Source organism: Corallococcus sp. AB049A, assembly GCF_003668885.1.
Lineage (GTDB): Bacteria > Myxococcota > Myxococcia > Myxococcales > Myxococcaceae > Corallococcus > Corallococcus interemptor.
In genome coordinates this window covers 1-3,953 of the sequence record NZ_RAWL01000611.1, presented here as the reverse complement: position 1 = coordinate 3,953, position 3,953 = coordinate 1, and the positions used below count along the sequence as shown (strand labels likewise).

Annotated in this window: 1 pseudogene; it reads left to right on the top strand. The window is 77.5% G+C overall.

Going from position 1 to position 3,953, the window contains the following annotated elements:
• Nucleotides 1-924: 924 nt before the first annotated feature.
• Nucleotides 925-3,953: pseudogene (locus tag D7X55_RS43720) on the top strand (hypothetical protein); the annotation flags it as partial.

Below are 3,953 nucleotides of genomic sequence, written 5' to 3'. Positions count from 1 at the left end.
GGCGGAGCGGCGGGAGGGGTGGGGGAGGCGGAGCGAGCAGCGCAGGCGGACGCGGAGCGCGCGGCGGCCGCGAACGCGGCACGAGGGGCCGCCATGGCCGCTCGGATGGCGGTGGAAGCCGCGGCGGCGGAGCGGCGTGGCGTGGGGGCTCCCGCGACGGCGGCGCGTGTGGCGGCGGAGCGTCTGGCCGCGGGCGCCCCGGCGCCGACACCCGCTCCGCTTCCGGCGGAGGCTCCACCAGAGAGCGAGACCTCGGCGCGGGCCCGTGCGGAGGCGAGCGCGCGGCCTGGACCTTCCGTGGCCCAGGCTGTCTCGGAGGCGGTGCGGGCCCGGCTGGGAACCGCCGATGCCGCACAGGCGCGGACCGGGGCGGAAGCGCCCGAGCGCGGCGGAGCCATGGTGGCCCCCACTGCCACCGCCGCCGAGCCAGCGGCGGAGTTCGTGCCCGAAGAGGCGCCCTCGACGGAGGAGGCGCGGTCAAGCGAAGCGGGTGGAAGGGCAACCCGGGGTCGAGAGCGCCGGGCCGCCGCGGGTGCGGCACCCACGGAAGGCGCGGCTCCGGACGAAGCGCGAGCGGAGGCCGGGGAGGCTCCGCCGCAAGAAGCCCCACCGCTCCAGATGGCGCAGGTGGAGGACTCCGCGGCCCAGGCGGCGGAGCAGGGCACCGCGCAGACTCAGGCCGCGGGCCCCGCAGGCCTCACGGCGGCAGGGGGCGCGGGTGGAGCGGGAGGAGGCGCCGCGCCAGCGGTAGTGGCGGCTCCAGCGGGTGGAGGTGCCGCGCCAGCAGGTGAGGCGGCCACCATGGGAGGCGCCGCGCCAGCAGGTGAGGCGGCCTCGATGGGAGGCGCTGCGCCAGCAGGTGAGGCGGCCACCATGGGTGGTGCCGAGCCATCGGGTGGGACGGCTGCCGCCGGTGGAGACGCCGTGTCCACCGCCGAGGGCGCCGCGCCCGCCGAGGCGGCACGGGACTCCGCCGGACCCATGGAGGACGAGGCCGCCGCCCCCGCCGGAGCCGAAGTGGCCGAGGCCGGAGCCGCCACCGCTCCGGAGGCAGCCGCGGCGGAGCCCATCGCTCCCGAGGAGGTCGCCGCGGCCGAAGAAGAGGGTGCGGTCGGCCAGGTCCTGCCCGAGCCCGCGCCGGAAGCCCTCCCGACGGGTTCACCCCCCGAGGTGCAACCCGGGCCCACGCCCGAGCAACTCGCCTCCGCGGGCACCTCCGCACCCGCTCCCGCGACGGAGATGGGCGGTGCGGACGGCGCGGAGTCCTCAGCCGAAGCAGGCCCGGCGCGGAGCGCGGCTCCCAGTGCCGCCGACATCCGAGCGGAGGAGGCAGCCGCGGCTGTCGAGGCCGGGCCCGAGGAGGTGGCGTCGAGCCCCGTGGCCGGGCAGGCCGCGCCGGAACCGGCCGCCGCCGAGGAAGCACCCGCGCCCGCTGCCCTCGCGCCGGACGCTGGCGCCGCATCCCCTGCGCAGGGGGCCACACCATCCACCGCGGGGCTCGACCTGCCCTCCATGGGCATGGAGGCCGGCGGCGTGGCGGAGGCGGGTGGACTGGCCGAGGACCTGAGCGGTGGCGGAGAAATGGCCGCGCCGTCCGCGGGGGGCGGTGGCGGTGGCAGCGCGGTGCAGGAGCCACCGGCGCCCTCGGTGCCTGACGTATCCCAGGCGGATCCGGTGTCGGCGATGGGCGCCGTGGGCCATCTGCCGGCCGTGCAGCTCCAACAGGCCCTTGGAGGGGTGAGCGCGGCGGCGACCCGGAGCGTGCGGACGCAGCGGGACGAGCTGGCCGCGAGCCCGCCGGAGATGCAGCGTCCCACCGGAGCGCCCACTCCCGGGACCGGGTCCGAGGCCGCCGCGCCAGCGGCCCCGGCGCCCCAGGGCCGCGTGGAGCGTGCGCCGGAGGGAGCGGCGGTGCCCGTGCCCTCGCCCGCGCCGCTGCCACAGGCCCCCGTGTTGCCGACGGCGTCCGTCGCCGCGCCCCAGGTGGCCGGCACGGCGGAGATCTCCGCGCAGGACGCCCAGCAGGTCGTCAGCGCCGTGCGGGGCCTGCCCACGCGAGACCCCGCGCTGGATGTCACGGTGGGGACGGCGCCGGCGCTGACCCTGGAGGGCAATGCCGATCCCGCCCGCATGCGCGAGCAGCGCGAGCGGCTGGATCAGGGAGCGGCGGAAGCCCAGGCCCAGGGCCAGCTCGACGTGGCCCGCCCCATGGGCGAGGACGCCGTGCTGCCCGACGTCCCCGAGGAGACGCTGCGGGCCCGCCCCGCTTCGGGCGGAGGTGGCGGCGCGGCGGGAGGTGGCGCCGGTGCGGCGGCCGCGGGTGGAGGCGGCGCGGCCGGAGGTGGCGGCGCGGACGACGTGGCGCTGTCCGTCATCGCCGAGCAGGAGCGCGGGGATGAGATTCGCGCGAGCGTGACGGAGGCGCGCTCGGCGCTCGGCGACCGGGTGCGGGAGCACGGCGAGCAGGTGTCGGAGGAGCGGGCGCGCTCGCAGGAGGAGATCGACGCGCTGGTGGCGGAGAACGCGGGGGCGCAGACCGACGAGCGCTCGCGCGTTCGCCGTGACGTGCAGGCCCGGCGCGACGAGTGGAGCCACGAGCAGGACGCGGCGGTGTCCCAGGCGCGCGAGGACGCGGGCGCGGTGGGAGCGCAGGGCGCGAGGGACCTGGAGCGCGAGCGGGCGGAGGCGGAGGGCGAGGCGGCGGGGCACGTGCGCCAGGGCAACACGGAGGTGTCCGAGGCGCGCCAGGATGCCGAGCGCAACGCCGCGCGGGAGCGGCGCCAGGCGGAGAACGAGTCGGGAGGCATCTTCGGGTGGCTCGGCTCGCGGGTGCGCGCGTTCTTCGATCGGGTCAAGCGCGCCATCCAGGACGGGTTCGAGCGGGCGAGGCGGCTGGTGCGCGCCGCCATCCAGCGGGCGCGCCAGCTGGCCCTGGACGCCATCGAGCGGGGCCGCCGGGCCATCGTGGGCGTCATCCGCTGGGCGGGAGACCGGCTGATCGCCATTGGCGACACGCTGCTGGCGGCGTTCCCGAGGCTGCGTGACCGCTACCGCCGCTTCATCGAGGAGCGGGTGGCGGCGGCGGAGGCCGCGGTCAACCGGCTGGCGGAGGCGCTGCGGGAGGGCGTGCAGCGCGCGCTGGACCTGCTGGGCGCGGCGCTGGAGGCGGCGCTGGGGCTGCTGGAGCGCGGGCTGCTGGCGGCGGTGGACGCGGTGAACCAGGCGGTGCAGGGGGCGCTGAACGCCGCGCGCGCGGTGGCGCAGGCGCTGGGGGCCTTCGCGCAGCTCATCCGAGACATCGCGGCCAACCCGGGGCAGTGGCTGCGCAACCTGGGTGCGTCGGTGGTGGACGGCATCCGCAACCACCTGGTGGGCGCGTTCCGTCAGGCCATCCGGCAGTGGTTCAACGAGACGGTGGAGGGGTTGCTGGGGCTGGGCTCGGCCATCCTGAATCTGTTGAGGAACGGCGGCATCACGTTCCAGCAGATCGCCCGGATGGCGTGGGAGGGGCTGAAGTCGGTCATCCCGATGCTGCTGGTGCAGCTGCTCATCGAGCGGTTGGTGTCGATGATCGTCCCGGCGGCGGCCGCGGTGCTGGCCATCATCCAGGGCCTGCAGGCGGCATGGGGGACGGTGAGCCGCATCATCCAGGCGTTCCAGCAGTTCTTCGCCTTCCTGCGGGCGGTGAAGGACGGCAACGCGGGGCCGCAGTTCGCGCAGGCGCTGGCGTCGGCGGCCATCGTGGTCATCCAGTTCGTGGCCTTCTTCCTGCTGAGGCGGCTGGTGAGGCCGGCGGCGCGAATCGGCCAGCGGCTGCGGGCGATGGCCCAGCGCATCGGCCGGATGCTGCAGCGGGCAGCGCGCACGGTGGCGAGGGGCGCGAGGGCGGCGGGCCGAGGCCTCATGCGCGGCGTACGCGCGGCGGGCCGGGCGGTGATGCGAGGGGCGAGGGC